Origin of the sequence: Nocardia sp. SYP-A9097, from assembly GCF_009649815.1 — a bacterium.
GTDB lineage: Bacteria > Actinomycetota > Actinomycetes > Mycobacteriales > Mycobacteriaceae > Nocardia.
In genome coordinates, this window is the sequence record NZ_WJIC01000100.1 from 1 (window position 1) to 582 (window position 582).

The following is a 582-nucleotide window of genomic DNA, read 5'->3' on the forward strand; positions in this document are numbered from 1 at the left end:
GGTGCAGCCGTGGCGCGCGGAGACGTTCAAGTTCTCCACCGACCCGGAACTGGCCGGCAAAGTCACCGACATCGTCGGGTTGTACATGAACCCACCCGAGAACGCGATCGTGTTGTGTGTGGACGAGAAGTCCCAGATCCAAGCCCTGGATCGGACAGCGCCGACGCTGCCGATGCAAATCGGGATTCCCGAACGACAAACCCACGACTACATTCGAAACGGCACGACCACCCTGTTCGCCGCGCTGGAAATCGCGACCGGCAAGGTCACCGGCGTGTGCAAGCCGCGGCACCGTCACCAGGAATTTCTTGTCTTCCTACGCCATGTCGCCCGCGCTTACCCCGGCCGCGAGCTGCACCTGGTGATGGACAACTACGCCGCCCACAAAAAAGCCGAGGTTCGCGACTGGCTGGCCGAAAACCCGCGCATCCACGTGCATTTCACCCCAACCTCGGCTTCCTGGATGAACCTGGTCGAGGTCTGGTTCGGCATCATCGAACGCCAAGCCATCCACCGCGGCACCTTCCGCAACGTCCGCGAGCTGACCACCAAGATCCGCGAGTTCATCAACGGCTGGAACCC

The 582-nt window shown here is 62.2% G+C and carries 1 protein-coding gene; it reads left to right on the forward strand.

The window, feature by feature from the left end; all coding sequences use genetic code 11:
- A partial coding sequence (locus GFY24_RS40915) for an IS630 family transposase (protein WP_153810481.1) occupies window positions 1-582 on the forward strand: 582 nt, incomplete at both ends.